Raw genomic sequence first — 20,860 nt, 5'->3', positions numbered from 1 at the left:
GGGATGTCGCTTTGTTCAGTGGGTTGGGGGGAGGGAGCGGATTGCAAATCCCCGCTCGTGCAACTCTGGGATCAGATGAGACAGGGCCTTCAGCGTCTGGTCCCGCAGAGCGGCCTCAGCATCCGGTCTGAACTCGTTGGGAGGACAGCCATCGTGCAAGAGCACGATTGCGCCCGGGCGGACGGAGGCCATTACCGTACCGACAATCGCCTCGACGCCGGGTCGAGACCAGTCTTGAGGGTCGATCGACCAATGGACCGGCGTCAGACCAGCGCGCGCACAGGTCGTGAGGACTTGTTCCGTCCAATTGCCATATGGAGCGCGCATATGCGCCAGTGAGGCCTCGGGACATGCCAGCCGGATGACCCTGTTTGTCTCAAGTATCTCATACTGTATCTGCCCAAGATGGCATTCGGACGGCTCCCGATGCGTCATTGTGTGATTGCCAACCTGGTGCCCTTCTGCAACGATCCTTCGGATGAGGTCGGGATGTTCCGCCGCATACGCCCCGACGACGAAGAAAGTTGCCGACGCCCGGTTTTCCGCAAGAAAATCGAGGATGTACGGCGTGCAGCCCGGATTAGGACCGTCGTCAAACGTCAAATAAACTGTGCGATCGCCGGCGCCGTCGGCACATTCCCCGCGCACTTCGGGTATGCAGCTGAGGGGTCTCACAGCTCTGGCCCGTTTCGATCGATTATCGTGCCGGCCGGCCATTCGGATATCGGCTGTGCAATCGGGAGAACGATGAGAACTACATCCTCGGTGCGGGTGGGTGGTTTGTCGAGAAGGGCACGGGGAAGGGTCGATCGCACACGGATCCCGGGCATGATCGTCGCCAGACCGTTTCGGCTGAACCTTGCGATATGATGCCGCAGCGCAGGTCGAACCGCGCCGAATGCGAATGGGACTTTGAGCTCCTGCAGTACCGGATGCATGACCCGGACTGAATGCGCAATCCAGAGCCCCTCAAGATCCGGACGTACACCATACAGGCCAAGTTCACCCACCAGCAGATCGACGGCGCCGATCCTGATGAAGCGACGCAGCAGCCCGATGTGAGCTGCTACCCCATTCGAGTCATAGCCGATTGCACGGAGCTCAGGCCTCGCGCCGGCCCAACTTTTACTGCCATCGAATGGTTTTGCGTGGAATATCCCAGTCGGACCATAGGTCTTTCGGAAGAACTCTGCCAGTTCTATATGGTCGTCAAGGTTAAGTTCATTTTCCCAGCACAGTCGCCAACGCAATTGGCAGCGCCTTGAAGAAGCTATTAATTCTTGATGTGTTGCCAAGCTACTCATCACGCGATCCGATCTAAAGCGAACTAGAAATGCACACGATACGGGCTGAGCATCTCAGCGGGAGGGTTGATAAGTTCAGTTGGTATGATGGTATCTATGCACGACGCCGAAGAGCATGATTTCGAAGCATATACCACTGGACTGCTTGTTCTACATACCAAGTGTTGCCGGGGGGAAGGTTGTGGAAATTCATCCTTAGTTCTAAGCTTCGGGTGCTTTAATGCAGCATCTGCTAAAGTTGGTAAAATCGAATGTTTTGATGGGAATTATCCAGGTCATGGATGGGGTAGTCGCCGAACTTGGGTAGCATCAAGCGTCACGGACCTTTCGATCGCTTCGTTTGACGTGTCTGTTCTAAAGTCACGATTTGCGACCGTGGCGCTGAGTGACCCATAAAGGGAGGCTCCTGCTGATCGCGGCAGGATGTGGGGCGAACAGTTCCCGCAGCGAATGCGCCACCGGAACAGGGCTCATGCAAGAGACCCATCGCAATCTCCATGAGGCGGGAGGTCCGACAGCATCCCGCGGCAATAGACCCGCCGCGGCCCGGCCGTGAGAGGGGGAAAGCCATAGCTGGGAAGGGGACGATGGCCCGATCCCGCCAGCAGAGCCGACAGTAGGATGCGCCGTCCGGGAAGTTTTCTTGGTCCCATGCCAATGACGCGGGCCAGACCGGGAACGATCCCGTCAACCGCCGTGAGATGCCAGACACTCGCGCTCGCAAGAGATCAGCCACGGTGCTCCTCGCACAAGGAGAAGCCGGGCAATGTCATATGTGGTGTCCAGATTTGGATGCCCGGTGCTCGCCTTTATCGTCGATCTACTTTTCGCCGAAGCTCGACGCTGCGCCTTCGCAATGGGCTGCTAAGGTCCTTTCCGCCGGAACCCGGGGCTAACCTTGGGCAGCCCGCTCGTTCCCGCCGCCACAGCGATTGAGGCGGTCACCGAGCTCAAAGAAGCTCGCGTAAGGTCCGCCTGAGAAGTGGCGTCGCAACTCTTCGAAATTCTCTATCGTTTCGTCCAGGGGGCGCGCTTCCTGGCGCTTCAGGTTTGAGGTACCAGAGAGCCCAACCGCCGGAACCCCGAGGAAATCCCAAATCTTAGCCAAGCACGACGAGGGTTCGCCAAGAAGGTTCTCGTACTCGACCGCATGCAAGTCGCTGCAGGCGAAGGAGCGCGTGACGCGACTGTGGAATTCGTCGGCGGCCTTGAAATAAGCCTCGCAGCAGGCGATTGCTAGTTTCACGGGCGGAGCCGCGTCGTTGTCCGAGCTGAACTTCAGCCATTGCCGGGTTTGCCTCGCCTGTGTCAGCGATCGAAGCGATTCCAATGTGTTCTTGCGGACCAGAAGGATAACCTTGAGATCTGGCCAACAGGCGAGCTCGGCAAAAAAGCTCGGACGGTCGTGGAACTGAGGTTCATTGATCTTGCAACCAACGCGCGTCAGCTTCTTGTCGGTTTGGTTCGGGTAGCGCAAGTAGGCAAGCTCAAGGAGCTCGCGATCGCCGCCGATCAAACGGTCCTTATCGAGCCAATTCGTGTCGTAGGTGTTGAGCAACTCCCCGTTGCTCAGGACATTCGGATGCTGGTTCAGCATTTCTTCCAGATAGTGCGTGCCCGTCCTAGGCATCGCAAGGATCACGAATGGGCCGGGCGCCGGCACGGGTTGGGTCATTGCTTGTATCTCCGATCAGCATTGCAGATGATAACTCGGCCAAGACTACGAGACGCGGCGAGATAAAACCACGCAGTAGCCAGATGTGAGTTGCTAGAACGTCGCAAGCTGTGGACACCAACGATTTTTCGCAGAGATCTATGCTTTAGATAGAATTATCTTTTCGGCTGCAGCCAATAACATGCAAGCTATACGACGATATATTTGTATTACTGTCATCGTTCCTCAATAACCCACATCGACGATCCAACTTAGAACAGTTTGGAAACTGTCGGCTCCAAGCAGCCCAGGAGGTGCTTTGTTGCGGGTACGCCCAACAAGATCGCGGTGCTGGACATTGCGGATTCGTTGATGCTCGGCGTGCTCCTCAGGGAGCAGGGCAACTGAAGAGCCATGGTTGTGCATCTGAAGAGACTCTCGCGGTTGACATTTTTCTATGCGGCATTCCATAAGCCGCGTAAAATCTAACGTTTTGATGCCTCCCATCCACGCTATGGATAAAATGTCACGTGCGCTTCAAAGGCCTTGATCTAAACCTCCTCGTCGCGCTCGACGCTCTCATGAACGAGCGCAACCTCACCGCTGCCGCACGCAGCATCAATCTGAGCCAGCCGGCCATGAGCGCGGCTGTCGCCCGGTTGCGGGACTTTTTCCATGATGAGCTATTTACGATGAGGGGCCGCGAACTTGTCCCAACGCCCCGTGCCGAAGGGCTGGCCCCCGCCGTCCGTGAGGCTCTGCTGCACGTTCAGCTCTCCATCATTTCCTGGGACATGTTCAACCCAGCTCAATCGAAGCGCCGCTTCCGGATCAGCATTTCCGATTTCATGACGTCCGTATATTTCCAATCGGTCGTGGAGCGTGTCGCACGGGAAGCGCCCGACGTCAGCTTTGAACTGCTGCCTCTGTCCGAGGACCCCGATGAGCTTCTGAGGCGCGGGGAGATCGATTTTTTAATTCTTCCAGACGTGTTCATGTCGAGCGCGCATCCTAGAGCAACACTATTCGAAGAGACTCTCGTTTGCGTAGGCTGCCCCACGAACAAGGCGCTATCAAAACCGCTTACGTTCGAGCAATACCTGTCGATGGGGCATGTTGCCGCCAAGTTCGGACGCACGCGGCAGCCCTCCATCGAAGAATGGTACTTCCTCGAGCACGGGATCAAGAGACGTATCGAGGTCGTCGTACAGGGCTTCTGCATGGTCCCGCCCATGTTGACGCGGACGGAGCGGATAGCCACCTTGCCGTCGCGGCTGGTTGATCACATTGCAGGAGCAATACCGCTGCGGATCGCTGAAATTCCGCTGCCGCTTCCCGCATTTACCGAAGCCATACAATGGCCTGCTCTTCACAACAGCGATTCCGCAAGCATATGGATGCGCGAGATATTATTGCAGGAGGCATCCCGAATGGGTCCGCCGCGCAAGGCTGCTGCAGGTGTCACCTCCTAATTCGATGCAAATTTGCCTAAAGGGCACATAACGCGAGAACGTCTCTGTCCGCATGTGTTGCCCCGAGCCATGTGAGAATCGTTGTGCATTGCGAGACGCACGCAGTGGTTCGGCGGTGGTAAACTGATTGTGGCATGGTCGACGTGTCTCGAATGTCTCTGGTGTATACCGCGACTCCCTCAAGTTGGCGTCCGATCCCGACGCATCTGGCAGCATCGTTGACTCACCTGCGCTAGTCAAACCGCATTCAGACCGCTTCACCACGCTGACTCCAGCGCCGCGCAACAGTCCCCGCGTGCCGGAGACCCCGGCTAAGCGACGCCGTCGTCTACCTGCTCAAAATGAAAGGATTCGCGTTCGTCAACCTGGAATTCTTTGGCTTAAGGCGATCCGGCAAGCCGATCCGCAGCTTTGTCTATCGGCATGTCAATGACTGTGACTGCGCACTCTGCCAGGAAACGGCGTTCGTTTCTGGTCAGCACAGACCCATCGATTAGCGCACAATGTGGCCCGTCGGAGCGCTTCATGATCTGCCGGGCGTAGGTGCGTAACATCTGATCGTCAAAGCGGCAGCCGACAAAGAAAAACCCCCGATTGCTGCGCCGCTGCTTCACCTGATCGGGAATTGGCGTCTGGATGTCGATGTCTGTTAGCACTTCGACATAGTCGGAATCTGAGACCAGGAAGTTTGCGGCCGGCCTGATGCTGCCATGAGGAACATAGAGAACCGTCTCTACCGGTGGTACCCGGTCGAGTTCAATTCCGGACAAATCGTAGGCTTTGGTCCAAATGTCACTGATTTCGTTCGCCCGCGTGACGCCTTGTATTTCGACAACATCCCTTCGGCCGGTCGCGATCAGGGCCGCGCGCATGGCACCGTCATACCAACTGTCAACGATGAGCGAGAGCGGCAGCGTGGCGAGCCAGGTGTGGAGGACCATCGGCACCGCAGACGCGGCGAAGATTTCGGCCATCCAAGCCTGAAGCGTCCGCCGATGCCGTCGCTGTTCGATAAACTGCGCCACAGACCACATATTGGTGCGAATCTTGGAGGGGGCTGGGGCGCGCTTGTTGAGGGCCGCGGCGACAGCTTCCGGAGTATGCGGTAAGGGCGACTTCGCGCAGCCGAGCCGGAGCAGACCAGGACCAAGATAGGGAATGATCGCGTCTGCGACCAGCGCTCCCTTGAGCAGGTCAAGCCGCGTCTCGGCATGACTGTCCCGGGTGATTAGAAGATGGCGCGCGATGGTGTTCATGCCCGTTCCTCTACCGTCAGTCTGCGGCGTCGGAAACTTTCCGAGCCTCAACAGTGATCGGCAAACGTGTGTCCTGCGGAAGCTCAGGCAGAACGAAACGCCAGCCGTTTTTGAGCACCACGGCCCCGCCCCACAGGCTTTCATTTTCGACCTCGATGATCGGCTCTTCGAGATCCTTCTTGGGGATATATGCCGACAGGCCAGCATCGGTCCTGCGGATCATTATCTTCATGTGCCTGCCCGGTCGTGAGGAGCGTCAGTCATTTCGGCACCGCAAGCAGCAGAAGACGTGTCGAGGCTTGTCATTTCACGAGCCCGCATGCCCACCACCGTGCCACGATCGACCCACTCGACCGCATAGATATAAAACTGCTGGAGAAAGGTGCCGATGTCGCGCACATATCCTTCGTCACCTTTCCGCACCAGGTTCTCGCCAGTCGCCCGGCCGGGATAGGTGCCGTCATTCTTGATGTGGCGTGTGGCGCAGACCCTTTCGCCCGGCATAAACCTCGGAGGCTTATGGATTTCGACCTCCTGTTCGCGCCAGAGGTTCATGGCTGTTCTTCCTTTTCGCGGTTGGAGATCTGGGGCGACGAACTTCAAGGCACGTCGCAAAGCGATCGGAAGGTCAAGCGGGAACGCAGGTCATCTCCACCGGACAGACGGAGGCGCATTGCTGTGCCTCAAATATGTCCTTGCATTCGGTGCACTTTTTTGCGTCGATGACGTAGGCTTCGCCTTTGAATTTGATCGCACCAGAAGGACATTCGAACTCGCAGGCACCGCATTGAGTACACTGGGATGCGATGATCTTGAACGCCATTTTTCTTCAACTCCTGGTCAATTGGATTGAGAGGTCTCAGGCCGTCGCGGCCAAGGATCCGCCCCCAAATTCGGCAGCGTAAATCGTGCCGATCGCGGTCTCGATATGCTCATAGCCATAATCATCGATAGCGCGGATCCCGGCTGCCGTCAGGCGGGCCTTCGGGCATTCTCCGATCTTGGCGCACAGCACGACCTCTATGCCGTCGAGGGCAGCGAGGGCGCCCTCTAACGCGGAATCCTCGCCCCAGCCACCCAGGCAATATTGCTCAATCTTGCGATGCCCGACCAAGCTGATCCCTCTCGGCGAAGCCTCGTAGATCTGGAATTCTCTCACGTGGCCGAAGTGCTCGTTGACGCGGCCGCCGCCCTTGCTGGCCACAGCGACAAGAAGCGACCTGCCCGAGCCGGTTGCCTTGACCGTTTCGAGCGCTTCACTCTTCGCCACCACGTGATCGCCGCGCTCGCGCGCCACCACTTCACGATAGGCGTTGCGCTTGCTGGCATCGTAGGTGACTTCGTCGGCAATGTGATCGAGCGTGAAGTCCTGGCCACGATCCTCGCCGAGCAGGCCAACGGCATCGGCCCGGCACTGCCGGCAATGGCGCATCAATGTTGCGCCGCCTGCGAGGCGATCCTGAAGAGCCTTCAACTCCATCGCCTTTGGCCCGCGTCGACCGATCAGGCCGTAGTGGGTACCGTGTTTCGGGTCGGAAATCAGCGGCATGACGTTGTGAAGGAAGGCGCCGCGCTCCTTCACCCATTTGTTCACCTCGACAAGGTGCTCGTCATTGACGCCTGGGATCATCACCGAATTGATCTTGATAAGGATCCCACGCGCCGTCAGCATCTCCAGGCCCAGCATCTGCCGCTCATGCAGGATCCTGGCCGCCTCGACGCCGGTGTAGCGGCGGTGCTTGTAGAAGATCCAAGGATGGATCTCTGCGCCGACTTCCGGGTCGACCATGTTGATGGTGATTGTAACGTGATCGACATTCATGTCGCAAAGTTCAGCGACATGGTCCGGCAGCGCCAGCCCATTGGTCGAGATGCACAGCTTGAGATCGGGGATCTCCTTGGCAACTCGTGCGAACGTTGTCCTGGTCCTGTTCCAGTCGTAGCAGGCATCTCCCGGTCCGGCGATGCCGAGCACGGAAAGCTGCGGCACGTCATTGGCGACCGCGATCACCTTGCGGACTGCCTGGTCTGGGGTCAGCTTTTCCGAGACGACACCAGGTCGGCTCTCATTGGCGCAGTCATATTTGCGGTTGCAGTAGTTGCATTGGATGTTGCAAGCTGGTGCGACCGCCACATGCATGCGGGCGTAATAATGGTGCGCTTCTTCTGAATAGCACGGATGATCCTTGACCTTCTCCCAGACAGCCGACTCCATGGCGACACGGCTTGCGGGCGAGCCGCAGGTTGAAGAGGCGCATCCAGCCGATTTCGCGGGCGAGATCTTTTTGGTCTCGCTTTCAAGCGAAGTCATCGGTGGGGACATCGAATAGCTCTGTTAGGCTGACGTTACACTTCCAGGCGCAAGAGCCGTGCCAAACCCCGCAGAGGCGGCATTCAGCTAAAATCTCGGCTTCTCGTGTCTGGTTTGTCAGCTGCTTACGACTTCGGTTCTGTAGGACCTCCGACATTGACGAAGCCAATGGATCCGAGAGGATCGGTCTTATTTCCGCAAAACGGGCGGTCCACTCAGACCGGACATCATGCAGACGTCTAGAATTTCTTCACCTCGATGCCGTGCCGGCGTAGTGCATAGCCGACTTGACGGGGTGTGAGGCCGAGGAGACGAGCCGCTTTGGCCTGGACCGAGCCGGCCTTTTCCATCGCGGCGATCAGCCGGTCGCGTTCCGTCAGGCGGGGGCCTCTTGCGGGACGATTGGGATCGTCATCGCTGGCGCTATCGGGCCATGCTTCAGTCGCCGAGCCGATGCGCCGGGCCGGGAGCGGCGATCCAACTCGGTCCATGGTGCCGCGGGCGAGACCGGCCATAGCATTGCCGCCGTGGGAACAGCCAGTTCCCTTCCAAATGAGCGAAGAAAGACACTGGCCGTTTTGGCAGGCGAAGTCGGACGGAACGATCGTGGTGGAACGGGCAAGTGTAGCCGTCCTTCTCACGCAGTTTTCCAGCTCGCGGACATTACCAGGGAAGTAGCATTGCGACATGACGTCAAGCGCCGAAGGGGTGAAGGCGAGCTGACGATGGTTCTCCTTGTTGAACCGGTCAAGGAAGACTTCACCCAGACGTGGAATATCGCCGGGTCGGTCTCGCAGCGGAGGCAGGATGATCGGTATCACACTGATGCGGTAGTAAAGGTCAGCCCTGAATTCCCCATTCACGACAGCCGATTCAAGATCCTTATTGGTGGCACAGATAAGCCGGACATCAACCTTGAGCGTCCTGTTTCCGCCGACCCGCTCCAGTTCACCCTCCTGCAAAACGCGCAACAGTTTGGCTTGAAAAGCAGGCGAAATCTCGCCGATCTCGTCGAGCAACAAGGTTCCACCATGCGCCAATTCGAAACGGCCCGCCCGTTGCGCGATCGCCCCGGTGAAGGCGCCCTTTTCATGCCCAAACAGCTCCGATTCCAGAACGCTTTCAGGCAACGCGGCGCAGTTGAGCTTGATAAAGGCCTTCGTCCTACGGCCCGAAAGCTTGTGGATTGCCTGAGCAAAGAATTCCTTGCCGGTGCCGCTTTCGCCGCGCAGAAGAACGGTCGAATTGGTCCTTGCCACGATTGGAACCATTTCGAGCACCTGCTTGACTGCCGGGCTTTCCCCGATGATCCCGTCGATTTTGACCGACCGATACCGGCCGGGGTCGGCCCTTTCTGCGTCGCGCGGTTTGCCCGGTCCAGCTTGCTGTTCGACGAGCTGATGACCGTCAGTATTCGCCAAGCGGTGCAGATGGACAACGCGGCCGACAAGGTCGGCGACCATGTTGAGGAAGGGCAGGTCCTCGTCGTCATGGACGGAGCTGGGTTCCTCTTTGAGGCGCTCGATCGACAATATCCCGAGGATTTCATCCTGCGCTTTTACAGGGATACCGACAAAGGTCAGCGCAACGGCTTCGTCGTTCGACACCGTTTCACCATCACCCTGAAACAGTGCGGACTTGCTGACATCCTCTATGATGACCGGCCTCGCCGTAGCGACGATTTGGTCGATTATGGCCTGCGGTATGGCGCGGCGAGTGACTGACTGGGGTGGATAGACGTTGCCCGGTATTGCGGAGATATCCGGCCCTCCATCAGCGCCAAGGACGATGATTGCTCCACGACGCATCCGCACGAAGGAAGATAGCGCCTTGATGACATTGGCCAGCGTGGACTCTAACCGGGCAGGGGCGGTCAGGATCTTCGATATCTCGTAGAGTCCCCTAAGCGAGATATCCGCGTTATGCATGCTTCCTGTGGCTGGTTCAGGCAGGGTGGTAGAGCTTATGGGGTCGACCCTGCCGCGCATCGTATCGTCCATACAAACAGCTCCGTGTGTCCCCCCACCGGCAAATTCCTGTTTTTTCGGATGTCGAAGAGAACTATCGGCTATACCGTCTTCAATTGCGAGGCGGTTCTTGGCAACTGCCTATGCGACGCGTTGCCGCAACTAGGAGTTGTTGGCCCCGCTATCAGACGGTAAATGCGTAGATCATCCGAACTTGAAGAGAACACCAAAACCGCCGCGCGGATAATTCCACGTGATCTCGCCACTGGCCTCGCATAGCACTCGGCAAGTGCCACACTCCATGCACCCGTCGGCTGCGATCTCCACTTGACCCGTGGCGTTAAGCTCATAGCATCTTGCCGGACAGACGCGTGTCAAAGCCAGCAGGTTCGCGCTCGGGCTTTGGTGAGCTCGCACGGTGATATGGGGACGCCCCGCATCGATAAGGTAGCGGTTTTGATATAGCTTGTCCTCGACGCGTACGGCCGGCACTGCAATCGTCATCTTGCTCTCCCTCAGCGCCAGGCGAATGCCAGGCGCAACGCATCGCTGACCAGCCCCCAGCGCGACCGCGAGGCTATGAACGCTGCCGTGGTCGCCTTTTCCTTGTCGATCTTAGGCGTGCCATCGACCCGCACGAGATTCTGCGCGGCCAGCGAAATCAGCTGCGGGTATGTCATGAAGAAGCTGTGGGAGTTGGTGTGCAGCAGTGCCGGCATATCCTTATGTTTGCGCAAGTCCTTGAGGACAAAAGAGCTGTCCAGCATGGTTTTGTACAGCGCGAGATTACGCCTGGTCATCGGGAGTTTCCGGGCCTTGATCTGCATGATCGCCTCGCCTGCGACGCGACCGGACGTCATTGCGAGATTGGAACCCTCGCGGTGAACGGCGTTGTTCAATTGCGCTGCATCTCCGACGGCGACCCAACCGTCGCCGAAGAGCTGCGGGATCGCCTTGTACCCGCCTTCGGGAATGAGATGGGCGGCGTATTCCTTCACCTCCGAGCCCGCTATCAGCGCCCGCACCGAGGGATGGTTCTTGAAACCCTCGAGCAGGACATACGGGCTCTCCATCGTCGCAGCGAAATCGGAAACGAGGCAACCGATGCCCAGTGAGATCGATTCCTTGTTGGTGTAGAGAAACGCCAACCCGGTCATGCTGCGGGAGATGGTGCCCGCTGCCTCAATGACACAGCCCTCATTGCCCTTGAGGCCGAAGCGTTGCTCGATCACCTCTTCGGGCAAGAAATGCATTTCCTTCACGGCGAGTGCCACGCTTTCTGCCCTCGGCAGTTTGCGCAAGCCCGACCGCGTGCCTAGCAGTCCGTTGACGCCTTCCGCGAGAATGACGACATCCGCCAAGAGCCTTTCCCCGGCTCTGTCGGTGCGAACGCCGACGACCTTGCCTGCGGGATCATAGGCGAGCTCCGTCGCTGTCGTTTCGCACAGGACCGTCGCCCCGGCCTCGCGCACCTTGCGCGAAAACCACTTGTCGAACTGGGCCCGGATGATTGTGTACCGGTTTGGCTTCGCTTCGTTGAAGTCGTCGGACCGATAATGCATCCCAGCATGGGATGTGTCGTCCATCATCCAGAAGCGCTGCTCCACCAGATGCCGTTCGAGAGGCGCGTCATCCCGAAAGTCGGGGATAATCTTCTCCAACATGTGCGCATACATGATGGCTCCCTGGACATTTTTGGAGCCCGGATACTCTCCGCGCTCCAACTGCAGCACCTTCAGGCCGCCACTTGCCATCGTGAAAGCAGCTGCGTTGCCGGCCATGCCGGCTCCAATAACGATAGCGTCGAATTTTTCCTCGAGCATGCCCGTCTCCCTTAGCTCGCAAGCTTGTCGCGACTGTGCGGCGACAGCCGCCGGGTGAAGGCTTCCGTCAATGCCGGCAGGAAGCGGATCGCATCAGTGACGATGCCGATATGGGCGAAATCGAAAATCGGCGCGTTCGGGTCGGTATTGACGGCCACGATCAGATCGGCACTTTCAACGCCCACCCGGTGCTGGATGGCGCCTGAAATTCCAGCCGCGATGTAGAGCTTCGGTCGGATGGTCTTGCCGGTCTGGCCGATCTGCCGTTCAGCCGGCATCCAGCCTTTCTGGACGAGCGGGCGCGAACAGCCATATTCGGCGCCCAGTGCCCGGGCGAGCTTCGTCACGACCTGCAGGTTCTCCGCCCCGCCAAGGCCGAGGCCACCCGCAACCACCACGTCGGCAAAGGCAAGATTTGCCTTCACCGACTGGGCATCGGGCAGGAAGCCAAGCACCTTGGTGACGATCTCGTCCTCGAGCATCGACAACTTGTGCTGGATGACACGCCCGACGGGCTTTTCCTCGCGCTGCGGCAAAGCCATGACTCTCGGTCGCACTGTCGCCATCTGCGGCCGGCAGTTGAGCGTATAGATGGTGCACAACAATGAACCGCCAAAAGTCGGCCGAGTGGCGGCAAGCGAGCCATCAGGATCCACGTCAAGTTGGGTGCAGTCGGCCGTGAGCCCGGTCAGCAGAGTGGTCGCCACCGAGCCGGCAAGGTCCCTGCCACGCATGGTGGCACCCAGAAGCAGGATCTCGGGTTTGTAGGTATTGACCAAGTCGGTCATCGCCTTGGTGAAGGGCTCGTTGCGATAGTCAGCAAGCAGCGGCGCCTCCACGATGTAGGCAAGATCGGCACCATAGGCGAAGGCCTGGGCGACGGCATGCCAAGAGGCCTCTCCCGCGGGCCCGAGCACGACGCCCGCAAGTTGCACGCCAAGCTTATCGGCTAGCTTGCGACCTTCGCCCAGCAGTTCGAAGGAGACCGGGTGCACTTCGCCGCGCTCCAGCTCGATGAAAACCCAGACGTGCCGATAGTCCTTGAAACGCTCGGGCAGATCCTTCTTCATACCAGCACGACCACCCGTCGCAGCAGGGGTTCTTCGGTTTTCGCTCGACATCCTTAGCTCCTCAGGCACCCTCGAAGGCCAGTTCGTGTTCCAGCGCCGGCTGGCGGGTGAAGATTGCAGCAATCAGCTCGTCAGCGACATCGCGCAGCACCTTGTCTGCGCTGTCGATCTGCATTGCCTTCTCCACCCGATTGGCAGGCGCGAACACACGCTTCACGACGGTCGGCGATCCGCGCAAGCCGCATTTCCCGAGGTCCTCGATGCCAGCCTCGGCCGCACTCCATTTCACGACCTGACTACGGGCCGCGCGCAGCGCGTCTTGCAGCGAGCCGCGGCGGATTTCGTTGATGCCTTCCAGCACCGTAATGAGGCACGGAAGCTTGCTTTTAAGCAGTTGCATACCGCCTTCCGCGCGGCGTTCGACCGTGATCTCGCGCGCATCGAGATCAAGGACGGCAATCTTGGCTACATAGGTGAGCTGCAGCAGGTCGAGACGCTTGGCGATGCCAGGCCCCACCTGGGCCGTGTCGCCATCGATCGTCTGCTTGCCTGTGAAGACGATGTCGGGGGGTCCGAATGTCTCACCGATCTTGCCGATCGCCTGAGAGAGAGCAAACGAGGTGGCCAACGTATCGGAGCCGGCAAAAAAACGGTCGGTCAGGAGCACCGCGCGGTCGGCGCCATAGGTGAGCGCCTTGCGCAGTGCGTCCTCTGCCATAGGAGGGCCCATGGTCAGCACGGTAACTTCGCCGCCATCGGTGTCGCGCAGCCTCAGTGCCGCTTCGAGCGCAAACAGATCGTATGGGTTGATGATCGTCGGCACACCTTGGCGCATGATCGTATTCGTCACCGGATGGACGCGTATTTGCGCTGAATCGGGGACCTGCTTGATACAGACGACGATATGCATGCAATCTCTATGGCTCCATCGGAGTGCGGCTTGGCGCTTGATCTGCTTGCAAGCACCATTCGTGCCAACCGCTAGTGCTGGCTACATCCCGTTAAAACGCGCCACTATGCGTCTGAGCCGTGGCTGCCGGATTTGTCGCCTTCACGACATTGTCGTGTGGCAACGCTGTCGCGTTCACTCCTTTCCGAACGGCTTCAGGATGGAATCGAAGGGGACGAAGGTGCGGCCGGGCGTGGCAGGGCGATTTGGATCGTGGTCTTTGAGTACCTTGAAGACCCGATGGCTGAGTGGCGAGGCTGTGGCGAAGTCCTCATAGGCGCGTTGCAATGTGGCGCGCGCGCGCGCGGCGATCACCTGGTCGGTGAGATCTGAGAAATCCTCGTCGGCGAGATATTGACCCATGCGCTTCATGATATGAAGCCGGGAGACATCGAGCACCTTTGGATCATAGCAGACCCGAAGGACGGCGAAGAACTCCTCCGCGGCAGACAGGCCTTTCAGCTGTGTGAGAATGCCGGCGACTTCGATGATTGGCCTTTCGGTGGAACAGCGGCTCATTGCGATCTCCCTGGTCGGTGATGATGATCTCGGGCTCGGCTAGCTTCTCTCCCAAGGCGCAGATCTCAAATCCCATCGCCGTATACGTTGCAGGTGGGGAGGTCATCACGCAGCTTCTCCACGAGTGCTGGCACGATCTCGAGTACCCGGTCGATGTCCTTCCCGCTGTTGTCGCGCGACAGGGAGAAGCGGATTGCCCCTTGCGCCGCGGAGCCGGCAATGTTCATTGCTGTGAGCACATGGCTGAGCTCTGTTGAGCCGCAAGTGCAGGCCGAGCCAGAGGAACAGGCGATCCCCTCGCGATCGAGAAGCACCAGCAGGCCATCGGCCTCGACATTCTCGAAGGCGATGTTGGTCGTATTCGAGAGCCGCTCCATGGGATCGCCGGTCACGAAAGCGTCTGGAATGCGCTGAAGAAGTCCGCACTCCAATCGATCGCGGAGAGACTTTATTCGTTTACCGTCCTCATCCATGAATTTCATGGCAATTTCGGCTGCCTTGCCAAGCCCGACGATGCCAGGCGAATTCTCTGTGCCAGCGCGCCGGTTACGCTCCTGGCGACCCCCCTTGATCAGCGGACGAAAATACACCCCGCGCCTGATATAAAGCGCACCAATGCCCTTGGGGCCATGCAGCTTGTGTCCGGAGAGCGACAGCATGTCGATTGCTGTCGATTTCAGGTCTATCGGAAGCCGACCGACTGCCTGCACGGCGTCCGTGTGGAAAAGGGCACCGACGTCCTTGGCCAGGTCAGCCAACTCGACTGCGGGAAAAATCGTGCCGGTCTCGTTGTTTGCCCACATGATCGAGACAATGGCCACGCCCGGGCTCAACGCCGCCCTGTAGGCATCGATGTCGAGCCTGCCATGGCGATCCACTGGGACCATGTGCACCTTGACGTCGCACGTCTTCTCAAGGTCCGCGCACAGCGCCAGCACGGCCGGATGCTCGACCGCGGAGATCACGATCTCTGGGCGGTGGGGCATCACCTCAAGCGCCGAGAGGATCGCCGCATTGTTGCTTTCCGTTCCCCCAGATGTGAAGGCGATCTCATCTTCAAATTGCGCGCCGATCAGCTCCTGCACCTGCTGACGCGCCTTTTTGACGGCCGTGCGCGCGGAAGCGCCAAATCCGTGCTTCGACGAAGGGTTGCCGAACTGATCCATGAAGAGTGGCCGCATCGCTTCGTAGACCTGAGGATCCACTCGCGTCGTCGCGTTGTTGTCGAGATAGATCGGCCTCATGAAGCTCTCCTTAGCTGACCGGAAACACGTCCACGCCACGACCCGTCGCCCCCCGAGCGTCTGCCCCCATGCGATGGTGGCAGAGCTGAATTGGCGGAGGAGCGCGCCAGCCTGGCTTTCGGCATTCGCCGTGGCCAGAACGCTGGCGTTCGTCGGATGGAAAGCTCTTGCCCGCCGCATAGGCCCACATGGCCTGCCTCTTCGCGCAGGCAATCAGGCGAAAGACTTCCCACAAGCGCATTTCTCCAATGCGTTCGGATTATCGAAGACAAAGCCAGAACCTTCCAAGCTCGTCACGAAATCGACCGTCATGCCTGCGACATGGGGCTGCGAGCTTACGTCGACGAATACCTTGACGCCGTCTTTCTCGATGACCGCATCGCCCTCCTGCGAGAGGGTTTCCAGGCCCATGAGATACTTCAGTCCCGCGCAGCCGCCACCCTCGACCTTGATGCGCAGGCCCTCCGCCGGCTCGCCGGCTTGCGTAAGCGCGGTCCTTACCGCGGCGACAGCATTTTCGGTGAGCGTGATCATGGGACGTCTCCTCAGTGCGCGATGTTCGGCGATGCCGACGCACGGATCGTGCCAGAGGAGGACTGTTTTTCTAAACAGGTGACGTTTTTGATAGCGCAGGTCGCATGCCCATATTGTCCACAGCGCTCGACACGCGGCCGGGTGGGGCGGGAGGGCAGGGCGCCGTTCCGGAGTTTCCTTGGCGACACACAGCTGTCGGCTTTGTCGAGCCAACGACACGAGGGGTGTTCGGCCTGGGTTTTCTGGAGCCTTCCAAGTCGTTGAACACCAGCGATCAACTGTCTCTGAGCTCTTCCGCCGCACCTGGCATGGCTTTTGAAGCACTCTCGTTGCGACGCGGCGGAAGTCGGCCGTTTCATGTCGCCCCGTGACATCGCAACAAAGGAAGGACAGCAAAATGTCAGACCTGCCCCAGATCGCCATTCAATGGGCAACCTGGCATCTACATAGGCCGCCTCCCAAAACACGTTCGCCGCCATTGTCGGTCTTCGGCTGAAAATTTGGTTATCGAGACCCATCGCCGCTAGTTCGGTACACGCTTCTGCTCAGAGGTTGCGCAAGCGCGCAAGGCCGTAGCGAACTGGCGACGATGACATTGCTGCCGCGAGACGGGCGAGCCGACCACGATGGAAGCCAGCTGGTCTTCGTGCCGACTGCGGGACCTCCCGCCCCGCAGTCTCCCTCCATTGTTCTTTCAGTCTTCGCTTTGTGTCGATTTCGATTGAAAGCCCCGCCCGGCGACCCGTCGGGCTACATCGTTCCACGACGAGCGGTCGCAATAAACTTGCAAAGGACTCGCGTCTTCCGATCAGGCCGAGCTCAGCCGTTTGCTTGCTCACTACGCCCAAATCCAACGGCCGGGAACATCACAAAAATGGAAAGCGAACCTTGGGTAACAGTCCTCCAGCAAGTGCTTGTTCCAGTGAGCCGCCCAACTTGCTCGCCAAAGCTGAGGCAAACAGATCTGGAAATTACGCCCGTGAACAATCATGCCGATGGCGGCGCAACCAATCCGAGGCATTCGACCGCGCATGTGGAGGCGGCGGGTTGGGGCCAAGGGCTGAGCACGCTCCCGCGCATCACTTGGATGAATTTGCGCCACCCGTGGCAAGTTGCATTCGCGATTGGATCGACTTTCCTGGCTGCAACCTTGCAATTGCTCATTCCTCCAATGCTCGGTCGGGCTGTTGACCTCATCCGGACTGGCGGCGGCATCTCTGCCGGTGCAACCGACCAAGCGCTTTGGAGTTCGGGTCTCCTACTGCTCGCCGTCAGTGCGCTGCGCGGCCTTTTCACATTGGCACAGAATTACTTTGCCGAGTCCGTCGCTCATCACTTCGCCTATCACTTGCGGCTCGCCTGTTACGAAAAGATCCAGCGCCTCAGCTTCTCTTTTCATGACCAGGCGCATTCAGCCGATCTGATTACCGTCTGCATGCTCGATCTCGAAGGCGTGTGCTGGTTTTTCTCCGCGGCGCTGATCCGCTCCGTCCTGCTGGCCATGCTAATCGGTATTGGCGCCTATAGTCTGCTCTCCATCAATGTGGCGCTCGGTGTCGTGGCGCTAAGCTTTGTGCCGTTCGTGGGATGGCGCTCATCGCGCGCCCAGCTCAAGCTCCGCGCGACTTGGCTCGAACTGCAAGGCCGGCTATCGGTTCTGAGCCGCGTCATGGAGGAGAATCTCTGTGGCATCCGCGTTGTCCGCGCCTTTTCGGCGCAGGCCTATGAGATGCTGAAATTTGAGCGAGCCTCGAAGAGCGCGCTTGCACTTGCCCAGGAACGGGTTGACATCTCCGCGCGCAACACTTCGGCGGTGAGCTTCTCCTTCTTCCTCGCCATGGGCCTTGTCCTCTGGATCGGCGGCACCAAGGTCATTGCCGGTGAGATCAGCGTCGGAAACCTCGCGACTTTCCTGACATTCATGACCCTCCTGCAAATGCCGGTCCGCCAAATCGGATTGATGGTCAATGCCTTCGCTCGCGCTTCGACCTGCGGTTCCCGTCTCTTCGCCTTCCTCGATCTGGACGTCACAATTAAGGATGCGCCCCAGGCTAGCCCCCTTAAAATCAACGAGGGCATTGTACGTTTTGACAATGTCTCGTTCGCTTACCCAGGCGCTCGAAATCATCAGATTCTGAGGAACATCAGTTTCGAGGCCCGCAGAGGCGAGACGCTGGCCATCGTCGGCCCCCCCGGTTCGGGCAAGTCGACAATGGCTCACCTGATCCCCCGATTTTACGACGTCAGCGCTGGCGCCATCACTCTTGACGGGCAAGATATCCGCAACGTCACCCTTTCTTCGCTTCGCCGGGCGGTCGTGGTCGTGCAGCAGGATGCGTTCCTGTTCACCACAACGGTCGAGAACAATATCGCTTATGGAGATCCATGGGCCAACCAACCGCGGATCGAGCGGGCAAGCGTATCCGCCGAACTGCACAACTATATCCTGAGCTTACCCGCCGGCTACAAGACGGTGGTTGGCGAACGTGGCGTTTCCCTGTCGGGCGGCCAGCGCCAGCGTCTCACGATAGCGCGCGCGACGATGTTGCGCCCACCGGTCATTGTTTTCGACGACTCCACCGCCGCGATCGACGCCGCTACCGAACGGCGCATTCGCTCAGCCATGCGGCGTTTCGCGAAAGATCGCGTGACGATCATCATTGCCCACCGGCTGAGTTCCGTCATGCACGCCGATCAGATTCTTTTCGTGGAAAATGGCGAGATCGTCGAACGAGGCACTCACGAAGAGCTTCTGGCCAGGGGAGGGCGCTATCAGGCGCTACATGACCTCCAGGCTCGGCCTGGCGAAGTCGACGGAGCGAACTGATGGTCCAGAATGTCGACGGCGACAGCGAAGGCAATGCTGTCCGCGACGACGGCACGCGGCCGCCGCGCGCTGTCGTCGGCTCGCCCCGAACCGAGGACGAGTTATTCGGTCAGGCTTTTGACAAGAACATCGTCCGGCGGATCTGGGCATTCATCCAGCCTTACCGGATCCAGCTTGTTATAGCGGTTACCGGGGTACTGATCTGTGCCGGCGTGCAGCTTCTCATCCCGCTGATCATCCGCTACGCGATCGAGCACGCCATCACGCCTGGAAGCAACGATGGCTCTGCGCTGCTTGTGGCCACCGGCGTCTTTTTTCTCGCAATTTTGGTCAATTGCGTTGCCAGTTGCGTGCAGGAGAGCGCGATCGGCAAAATGGTCGAGCTCGTGCTCTTCGACATTCGCCGCGCCATGTTCGGCCATCTGCAGAGGGTTTCGCTTTCCTTCATGGACAAGACCGAGGTCGGGCGCCTGATGTCGCGACTCCAGGGTGATATCGGCGCAATCCAGGAATTTCTCCAGACGTCGGTGCTTTCGGTGGGCGACATCGCTCTGCTTTTCGGCATCATCGTCGTCATGCTGTGGCTGGACTCTTCGTTGGCGCTCCTTACGCTTTCGGTATTGCCAGTCCTCTTCATCATTCGCATCTTCTGGCTGCCGAGCGCCCGCAAGGCCTTCATGGCCGCCACCGAAACCAATTCGGCCGCCAATGGGGCGCTGGCCGAGGCCATTCATGCCGTGCGGGCAGTCCAATCCATGGATCGCCAGCAGGTCAATTTCCTCCTCTATGACGACAAGGCCCACGCCAATCTCAAGACGCAACTGACCGCTGCCAAATATGCCCAGGTCATGGTGCCGATTGTCGATACCCTCACGGGTCTTGCCATGGCCGTCATTGTGGTTGGCGGTTCACAAGTCGTGAACGGCCGCAACGATGTAGGGGTGACGATAGCGTTCTTGTTCTATGTCCAGCGCTTCTTCGACCCGATCCGCTCGCTCACGCTGCAGTATTCTGTCATGCAGCGCGCGATGGCGTCAGGCAAACGGCTGACAGAGGTGCTCGACGTGCACATTGAAATTCAAGACAAGCCGGACGCCAAGTCGCTTTGGCCGCACATGGACGGATCCGTCGAATTCAGGAATGTCACTTTCGGCTACGATCCCAAGCATCCGGTTCTGAAAAACGTTTCGTTAAATGTCAACCCGGGTGAGACGGTCGCTTTGGTTGGTCCAACCGGTTCGGGCAAATCGAGCGCCATGGCGCTCGTTCACCGCTTCTATGATGTCCAGCAAGGCCAGGTGCTGGTCGGCGGACATGACGTGCGCGATGTAACGCAGGAATCGCTTGGGCGGCAGGTCGCTATGGTTCTGCAGGAGCCGTTCCTCTTCACCGGGACCGTCTTCGACAACATCCGCTACCATAGAACGGACGCGACTGGCGACGAGGTGATCGAAGCCGCCAAAGCCGTCGGCGCCGACAACTTCATTATAGGAATGCCCGGCGGCTACAACGCCGTGATCGGCGAGCGCGGTGGCAATCTCTCGCTCGGTCAGCGCCAGCTTATCAGCTTCGCGCGCGCGCTCGTGGCCGACGCCAAGATCCTCGTCCTTGACGAGGCAACCGCCAATATCGACAGCTACACGGAAATGCTAATCCAGAGGGCTCTGACAAGGCTTCTAGCAGGCCGAACTGGCCTGGTGATTGCCCACCGTCTTGCCACCATCCGTCGAGCCGACCGCATCATCGTTCTACAGAGCGGAGAAGTGGTCGAAACCGGCAAACACGATCAGCTGATGGCCAGGGATGGCCTGTACGCCAAGCTCTACAAGCTCAATTATGCCTCGTTCGACGACATTCCCGAGGACCAACTTGATCTTACCCCGCAGGGCCGGCGCCAGACTTGATATCTGGAAGGCAGCTGTTCACACCG

At 59.0% G+C, this 20,860-nt stretch carries 19 protein-coding genes; 3 read left to right on the top strand and 16 right to left on the bottom strand.

What is annotated here, in order from left to right; translation table 11 throughout:
* Positions 1-15: 15 nt before the first annotated feature.
* The 3 genes from nodB to O7A61_RS03655 form a co-directional block, all read right to left on the bottom strand.
* Positions 16-675 (bottom strand): chitooligosaccharide deacetylase NodB, encoded by a 660-nt coding sequence (gene nodB / locus O7A61_RS03665; RefSeq protein WP_337128391.1) that lies wholly within the window; start codon positions 673-675, stop codon positions 16-18.
* The gene (locus O7A61_RS03660; RefSeq protein WP_337128389.1) at positions 672-1,304 is read right to left on the bottom strand and encodes a NodA family N-acyltransferase; all 633 of its coding nucleotides are present in this window, start codon (positions 1,302-1,304) and stop codon (positions 672-674) included. Before O7A61_RS03660 ends, nodB begins: the two co-directional genes overlap by 4 nt.
* An 892-nt stretch (positions 1,305-2,196) precedes the next feature.
* Positions 2,197-2,979: a sulfotransferase gene (locus O7A61_RS03655; RefSeq protein ID WP_337128388.1), complete on the bottom strand. Its 783-nt coding sequence runs from the start codon at positions 2,977-2,979 to the stop codon at positions 2,197-2,199.
* Between the two features lie 509 nt (positions 2,980-3,488).
* On the opposite strand from O7A61_RS03655, the gene O7A61_RS03650 reads away from it, so the two are divergent.
* Complete coding sequence (locus O7A61_RS03650) at positions 3,489-4,430, top strand: LysR family transcriptional regulator (RefSeq protein ID WP_337128387.1); 942 nt, start codon at positions 3,489-3,491, stop codon at positions 4,428-4,430.
* 380 nt (positions 4,431-4,810) lie between these two features.
* Here O7A61_RS03650 and O7A61_RS03645 read toward each other — a convergent pair whose 3' ends face one another.
* The 13 genes from O7A61_RS03645 to O7A61_RS03585 form a co-directional block, all read right to left on the bottom strand.
* Positions 4,811-5,686, bottom strand: coding sequence for an SIR2 family protein (locus O7A61_RS03645; protein WP_337128385.1), 876 nt, complete (start codon positions 5,684-5,686; stop codon positions 4,811-4,813).
* 16 nt (positions 5,687-5,702) lie between these two features.
* A complete protein-coding gene (gene nifT, locus O7A61_RS03640; protein WP_337128383.1) occupies positions 5,703-5,918 on the bottom strand; it encodes a putative nitrogen fixation protein NifT in 216 nt (71 codons plus the stop codon).
* A complete protein-coding gene (locus O7A61_RS03635; protein WP_337128381.1) occupies positions 5,915-6,241 on the bottom strand; it encodes a nitrogen fixation protein NifZ in 327 nt (108 codons plus the stop codon). The genes nifT and O7A61_RS03635 overlap by 4 nt, the downstream gene beginning before the upstream one ends.
* Positions 6,242-6,314: 73 nt before the next feature.
* Positions 6,315-6,509 carry a 4Fe-4S binding protein gene (locus O7A61_RS03630; RefSeq protein WP_337128379.1) on the bottom strand — a complete coding sequence of 65 codons (195 nt, stop codon included), beginning with the start codon at positions 6,507-6,509 and terminating at the stop codon, positions 6,315-6,317.
* Between the two features lie 36 nt (positions 6,510-6,545).
* Positions 6,546-7,901, bottom strand: a complete 1,356-nt coding sequence (nifB, locus tag O7A61_RS03625) for a nitrogenase cofactor biosynthesis protein NifB (protein ID WP_337128378.1) — start codon at positions 7,899-7,901, stop codon at positions 6,546-6,548.
* A gap of 335 nt (positions 7,902-8,236) precedes the next feature.
* Positions 8,237-9,925 carry a nif-specific transcriptional activator NifA gene (nifA, locus tag O7A61_RS03620; protein WP_337128435.1) on the bottom strand — a complete coding sequence of 563 codons (1,689 nt, stop codon included), beginning with the start codon at positions 9,923-9,925 and terminating at the stop codon, positions 8,237-8,239.
* A 243-nt stretch (positions 9,926-10,168) separates the two neighbouring features.
* Positions 10,169-10,468 carry a ferredoxin family protein gene (locus tag O7A61_RS03615; protein WP_337128377.1) on the bottom strand — a complete coding sequence of 100 codons (300 nt, stop codon included), beginning with the start codon at positions 10,466-10,468 and terminating at the stop codon, positions 10,169-10,171.
* An 11-nt stretch (positions 10,469-10,479) separates the two neighbouring features.
* A complete protein-coding gene (locus tag O7A61_RS03610) occupies positions 10,480-11,787 on the bottom strand; it encodes an FAD-dependent oxidoreductase (RefSeq protein WP_337128376.1) in 1,308 nt (435 codons plus the stop codon).
* 11 nt (positions 11,788-11,798) lie between these two features.
* A complete protein-coding gene (locus tag O7A61_RS03605; RefSeq protein WP_337128375.1) occupies positions 11,799-12,908 on the bottom strand; it encodes an electron transfer flavoprotein subunit alpha/FixB family protein in 1,110 nt (369 codons plus the stop codon).
* Between the two features lie 10 nt (positions 12,909-12,918).
* Positions 12,919-13,767 (bottom strand): electron transfer flavoprotein subunit beta/FixA family protein, encoded by an 849-nt coding sequence (locus O7A61_RS03600; RefSeq protein ID WP_337128374.1) that lies wholly within the window; start codon positions 13,765-13,767, stop codon positions 12,919-12,921.
* Positions 13,768-13,941: 174 nt separating this feature from the next.
* The gene (gene nifW, locus O7A61_RS03595) at positions 13,942-14,325 is read right to left on the bottom strand and encodes a nitrogenase stabilizing/protective protein NifW (RefSeq protein ID WP_337128373.1); all 384 of its coding nucleotides are present in this window, start codon (positions 14,323-14,325) and stop codon (positions 13,942-13,944) included.
* Positions 14,326-14,390: 65 nt separating this feature from the next.
* Positions 14,391-15,569: a cysteine desulfurase NifS gene (gene nifS, locus O7A61_RS03590; RefSeq protein WP_337128372.1), complete on the bottom strand. Its 1,179-nt coding sequence runs from the start codon at positions 15,567-15,569 to the stop codon at positions 14,391-14,393.
* A gap of 213 nt (positions 15,570-15,782) precedes the next feature.
* A complete protein-coding gene (locus tag O7A61_RS03585) occupies positions 15,783-16,103 on the bottom strand; it encodes an iron-sulfur cluster assembly accessory protein (protein ID WP_337128371.1) in 321 nt (106 codons plus the stop codon).
* A 979-nt stretch (positions 16,104-17,082) separates the two neighbouring features.
* Here O7A61_RS03585 and O7A61_RS03580 point away from each other — a divergent pair.
* Positions 17,083-18,930 carry an ABC transporter ATP-binding protein gene (locus O7A61_RS03580; RefSeq protein WP_442921038.1) on the top strand — a complete coding sequence of 616 codons (1,848 nt, stop codon included), beginning with the start codon at positions 17,083-17,085 and terminating at the stop codon, positions 18,928-18,930.
* A complete protein-coding gene (locus O7A61_RS03575) occupies positions 18,930-20,834 on the top strand; it encodes an ABC transporter ATP-binding protein (protein WP_337128370.1) in 1,905 nt (634 codons plus the stop codon). Before O7A61_RS03580 ends, O7A61_RS03575 begins: the two co-directional genes overlap by 1 nt.
* Positions 20,835-20,860: the final 26 nt, after the last annotated feature.

It is taken from the genome of Mesorhizobium sp. Cs1321R2N1 (assembly GCF_037179725.1).
In the GTDB taxonomy this organism is placed as follows: domain Bacteria; phylum Pseudomonadota; class Alphaproteobacteria; order Rhizobiales; family Rhizobiaceae; genus Mesorhizobium; species Mesorhizobium salmacidum.
This window is presented reverse-complemented; position numbering and strand designations above follow the sequence as displayed.

Excerpts from the sequence above, each read along its gene's own strand:
- nifT (WP_337128383.1), bottom strand. The coding sequence starts at position 5,918 with ATGAAGATAATGATCCGCAGGACCGATGCTGGCCTGTCGGCATATATC.
- O7A61_RS03575 (WP_337128370.1), top strand. The coding sequence starts at position 18,930 with ATGGTCCAGAATGTCGACGGCGACAGCGAAGGCAATGCTGTCCGCGAC.
- nifB (WP_337128378.1), bottom strand. The coding sequence starts at position 7,901 with ATGGAGTCGGCTGTCTGGGAGAAGGTCAAGGATCATCCGTGCTATTCA.
- O7A61_RS03635 (WP_337128381.1), bottom strand. The coding sequence starts at position 6,241 with ATGAACCTCTGGCGCGAACAGGAGGTCGAAATCCATAAGCCTCCGAGG.
- O7A61_RS03660 (WP_337128389.1), bottom strand. The coding sequence starts at position 1,304 with ATGAGTAGCTTGGCAACACATCAAGAATTAATAGCTTCTTCAAGGCGC.
- O7A61_RS03600 (WP_337128374.1), bottom strand. The coding sequence starts at position 13,767 with ATGCATATCGTCGTCTGTATCAAGCAGGTCCCCGATTCAGCGCAAATA.
- O7A61_RS03610 (WP_337128376.1), bottom strand. The coding sequence starts at position 11,787 with ATGCTCGAGGAAAAATTCGACGCTATCGTTATTGGAGCCGGCATGGCC.
- nifW (WP_337128373.1), bottom strand. The coding sequence starts at position 14,325 with ATGAGCCGCTGTTCCACCGAAAGGCCAATCATCGAAGTCGCCGGCATT.
- O7A61_RS03585 (WP_337128371.1), bottom strand. The coding sequence starts at position 16,103 with ATGATCACGCTCACCGAAAATGCTGTCGCCGCGGTAAGGACCGCGCTT.
- O7A61_RS03615 (WP_337128377.1), bottom strand. The coding sequence starts at position 10,468 with ATGACGATTGCAGTGCCGGCCGTACGCGTCGAGGACAAGCTATATCAA.
- nifA (WP_337128435.1), bottom strand. The coding sequence starts at position 9,925 with ATGCATAACGCGGATATCTCGCTTAGGGGACTCTACGAGATATCGAAG.
- O7A61_RS03605 (WP_337128375.1), bottom strand. The coding sequence starts at position 12,908 with ATGTCGAGCGAAAACCGAAGAACCCCTGCTGCGACGGGTGGTCGTGCT.
- O7A61_RS03630 (WP_337128379.1), bottom strand. The coding sequence starts at position 6,509 with ATGGCGTTCAAGATCATCGCATCCCAGTGTACTCAATGCGGTGCCTGC.
- O7A61_RS03645 (WP_337128385.1), bottom strand. The coding sequence starts at position 5,686 with ATGAACACCATCGCGCGCCATCTTCTAATCACCCGGGACAGTCATGCC.
- nifS (WP_337128372.1), bottom strand. The coding sequence starts at position 15,569 with ATGAGGCCGATCTATCTCGACAACAACGCGACGACGCGAGTGGATCCT.
- O7A61_RS03655 (WP_337128388.1), bottom strand. The coding sequence starts at position 2,979 with ATGACCCAACCCGTGCCGGCGCCCGGCCCATTCGTGATCCTTGCGATG.